Annotated in this window: 3 protein-coding genes and 1 pseudogene; 3 read left to right on the top strand and 1 reads right to left on the bottom strand. The window is 63.9% G+C overall.

Going from position 1 to position 3,729, the window contains the following annotated elements:
• The 3 genes and pseudogenes from ENZ75_RS24795 to ENZ75_RS24785 form a co-directional block, all read left to right on the top strand.
• On the top strand, positions 1–808 hold an 808-nt coding region (locus ENZ75_RS24795; RefSeq protein WP_164887978.1), incomplete at its 5' end, for an AEC family transporter.
• Positions 809–998: 190 nt separating this feature from the next.
• Positions 999–2,456: an NAD-dependent succinate-semialdehyde dehydrogenase gene (locus ENZ75_RS24790; protein ID WP_013531228.1), complete on the top strand. Its 1,458-nt coding sequence runs from the start codon at positions 999–1,001 to the stop codon at positions 2,454–2,456.
• Between the two features lie 92 nt (positions 2,457–2,548).
• A pseudogene (locus ENZ75_RS24785) lies at positions 2,549–3,570 on the top strand (aldose epimerase family protein).
• An 11-nt stretch (positions 3,571–3,581) separates the two neighbouring features.
• Here the strand turns inward: ENZ75_RS24785 and ENZ75_RS24780 are convergent.
• On the bottom strand, positions 3,582–3,729 hold a 148-nt coding region (locus tag ENZ75_RS24780; protein WP_245481212.1), incomplete at its 5' end, for a PfkB family carbohydrate kinase.

The following is a 3,729-nucleotide window of genomic DNA, read 5'->3' as shown; positions in this document are numbered from 1 at the left end:
GTTCCAGACGATGGTGAAGTCCGACTTCCATGGCGTGGCGCCTTGGCCGCTGTGGGGCGCTTACTTCACGGCGGTTGCAATGACATGGGCTGCCGGCCATCTGGTGACGACGCGGATCTTCGGGCGGGACGCACGCGCAGGCATCGTCGGTGGAGTGTCGTCGTCCTTCTCGAATGTGGTGCTGCTGGGCATTCCCTTCGTTCTCGGCGTATTCGGGTCGAGGGGATTCGAAGTGCTGTCGCTGCTCGTTTCCGTGCATCTGCCGACCATGATGATGGCTTCGATCATCATGTTCGAGATATTTGGCCGCGGTGGCAGTGAGCCCGTACACCTGCTGCGCATCGTCCAGAGCTTTCTGAGAAGACTGTTCACCAATCCCCTGATCATCGGTATCCTGGCCGGGCTGGCCTGGCGCCTAACCGGCGCGCCGCTGCCGAACCTTGCCACGCGGCTGGTCGATACGCTGGCTGGCACTGCCGGGCCAGTGGCGCTGTTCGCCATGGGGCTCAGCCTGCGCCGTTTCGGCATATCGGGCAATGTCCGGCCGGCGTTGGCGCTTTCGGTGCTGAAGCTGTTCCTGATGCCGGCGCTGGTGCTGGTCTTCGTCTGGTTGCTCGGCATGCCGCCCTTGACGGCCAAGGTGGCGGTGATGGTGGCCGCGATGCCATCCGGCGTCAATTCCTATCTGATCGCGGTGCAGTTCAACACCGGCCAGGCGCTGGCGTCGAACCAGATGACCCTCGCCACGGCCTGCGCCGCCGTCACCACCGCGTTCTGGCTGACTGTTGTCTTGTACGTTTTCGGGTAAGGCATCGGTGTAAGCACGTCAGCCTGCTCTCGTCTCGCTCTGGCCCAAGCCCTATATGCCATCTTGCGATTGCTTGCGTGCCTTGCCCTCGGTAAAGAGCAGTGGCTCCGGCGTGCCGGCCTCAGTCCATGGCGCACGCGCACCGAAGATTTCACAGACCCGCCCGTCAGGGCGCCGAACGGAGGATAGCATGCTTCAGAAAACCAGCCATTTCATGCGGCAGGCCAATCTCATCAATGGCGAATGGGTGCAGGCCGACAGCGGCCAGACGGTCGACGTCAACAACCCTGCCACCGGTCTCAAGATCGGCACCGTGCCGAAGTCGGGCAAGGCCGAGACCCGCCGCGCCATCGAAGCCGCCGCGGAAGCTTTCAAGACCTGGCGCAAGACGACCGCGCTCGAGCGCTCGAAGCTGCTGCGCAAGCTGCACGACGCGATGATGGACAATCAGGACGTACTGGCCGAACTGCTGACCATCGAGCAGGGCAAGTCGCTGTTCGAATCGAAGGGGGAGATCGGCTCGGCCGCGTCCTACATATTGTGGTTCGCCGAGGAAGGTCGCCGCACCTATGGCGACGTCGTGCCCTCGCCATGGGCGGACCGCCGCATCCTGGTGACCAAGGAGCCGGTTGGCGTCATCGCCGCCATCACGCCGTGGAATTTTCCGTCCTCGATGCTGGCCCGCAAGCTCGGCCCGGCGCTCGCCGCCGGCTGCACCGCCGTGGTCAAGCCTGCGTCGCAGACGCCGTATTCGGGTCTCGCCTGGGGCGCGCTCGCAGAGGAAGTCGGTTTCCCCAAGGGCGTCGTCAACATCCTGACCGGTTCGGCCAGCGAGATCGGCGACGAGATCTGCGCCAATCCGCTGGTGTCGAAGATCACTTTCACCGGCTCGACCGAGGTCGGCAAGCTTCTCATCCAGAAGTCGTCGGTCACCGTCAAGAAGGTGTCGATGGAACTCGGCGGCAACGCGCCGTTCATCGTTTTCGACGACGCCGACCTCGAGCGTGCCGTCGCCGGCGCCATCACCGCCAAGTACCGCAATTCCGGCCAGACCTGCGTTTGCACCAACCGCTTCCTTGTCCAGGCAGGTGTCTATGACAAGTTCGTCGAGAAGCTCGCTGCCGCCAGCAACGCGCTGAAGGTCGGCTCCGGCCTCGAGGACGGCGTGCAGCAGGGGCCGCTGATCGACGAGAAGGCGGTCGAGAAGGTCGAGGAACTGATCGCCGACGCCACATCAAAGGGCGGCAAGATCGTTGCCGGCGGCAAGCGCCATGCGCTCGGCGGTTCGTTCTTCCAGCCGACGGTCATCGCCAACGCGACACCCAAGATGCGCTTCATGAAGGAAGAGATCTTTGGCCCGGTCGCACCGGTGTTCAAGTTCGAGACCGAAGAGGAAGCCGTCGCCCTCGCCAACGACACCGAATTCGGCCTTGCCTGCTACTTCTACACCGGTGACCTCGGCCGCGCCTTCCGAGTGATGGAAGGGCTGAAATACGGCATGGTCGGGGTCAATGAAGGCCTCATCACCACGCCGGAGGCGCCGTTCGGCGGCGTCAAGGAATCCGGCCTCGGCAAGGAAGGCGGGCATCAGGGCATCGAGGATTATCTCGACACCAAATATGTCTGCATCGGCGGCCTCGGCCTCTGATAGGCTATCCCTGGGATGGGGAGGCCGATGGCCTGCCCATCTCTCATGGAAAAACCAGCCGAAGTCTTCTGGATCAACTGGCATTTACGGGCATGGCGATGAAGGACGGCGAGGTTTTCGGCACGACGCAGGCTGGCGAGCAGGTGCGTCGCTTCACGATCAGGGGCGGCGGCATCACAGCCAACATCATCGGTCTGGGCGCGATCATCCAGGATTTGCGCCTGACCGGGCACGATGCTCCGCTGGTGCTCGGCTATGACAGTCTGGAAGGCTACGAGACGGATACGGCCTTCTTCGGTGCGGTCGTCGGCCGCTATGCCAACCGCATCCGCGACGGCCGCTTCACCATTGGCGGCAGCCGCTACCAGACCGAGCAAAACTTCCTCGACAAGCATACGCTGCATGGCGGCTCGCAAGGTTACTCCCACCGGCCGTGGACGGTTTCCTTGCATGGCAGGGATTTCGTCACGCTGACGCTGCACGATCCCGACGGCACGATGGGTTTTCCCGGCGCGCTCGACGTCACCTGCACCTACCGGCTGAAGATCCCCGGCACGCTCAGCGTCGAGCTGACCGCCACCTGCGAGGAGCCGACGCTGTGCAATCTCACCCAGCATTCCTATTTCAACCTGGATGATGGCGGCGCAGGCGACATTCTCGACCACAGGATGATGCTGAATGCCGGCGCCTACCTGCCGGTCGATGGCGACATGATCCCCACAGGCGTGGTCAAGCCGGTTGACGGCACGCCATTCGATTTCCGCCAGGCGCGGCCGCTGCGCATGGAAACCGAGGGTGATCAACTGCCCTACGACCAGAATTTCTGCCTTGCTTCGGCACGCGGGCCGCTCAAGCAGGCGGCATGGACGCAAGGCGCCAGTTCCGGTGTCGAGATGGAGGTCTGGACCACCGAGCCCGGCGTCCAGCTCTATACCGGCCAGTATGTGACGCCGCGCACCGGGCTGGAAGGGCGGAACTACAAGGCCTTTTGCGGCTTCTGCCTGGAGCCGCAGATTTGGCCGGACGCGCCGAACCGGCCTTATTTCCCGCAAGCAACGCTGTGGCCGGGCGCGATCTACCCCACGTCACGGAATACAGGTTCCGCCTGCCCTAGTTTTTCCGACCTTAGCCTTCGAAAGCCGCCCGCAGCGTCTCGAACGGCGCCAGCGCGCCGCGCACTTGCACCACGGCGGCGGCGACACGATGCGCACGGCGCGCGGCTTCCTGCGGGTCGTGGCCGGCAAGACGAGCCGCAAGATAGCCGCCGTTGAAC

Source organism: Mesorhizobium sp. M7A.F.Ca.CA.002.04.1.1, assembly GCF_004022805.1.
Classification (GTDB): Bacteria; Pseudomonadota; Alphaproteobacteria; order Rhizobiales; family Rhizobiaceae; genus Mesorhizobium; species Mesorhizobium ciceri.
Note: the sequence above shows the minus strand (reverse complement) of the source record. Positions and strands in the feature narration are given on the sequence as shown.

What these genes read in the sequence shown, in the direction of transcription:
- ENZ75_RS24790 (WP_013531228.1), top strand. Translation starts at nt 999, where the DNA reads ATGCTTCAGAAAACCAGCCATTTCATGCGGCAGGCCAATCTCATCAAT.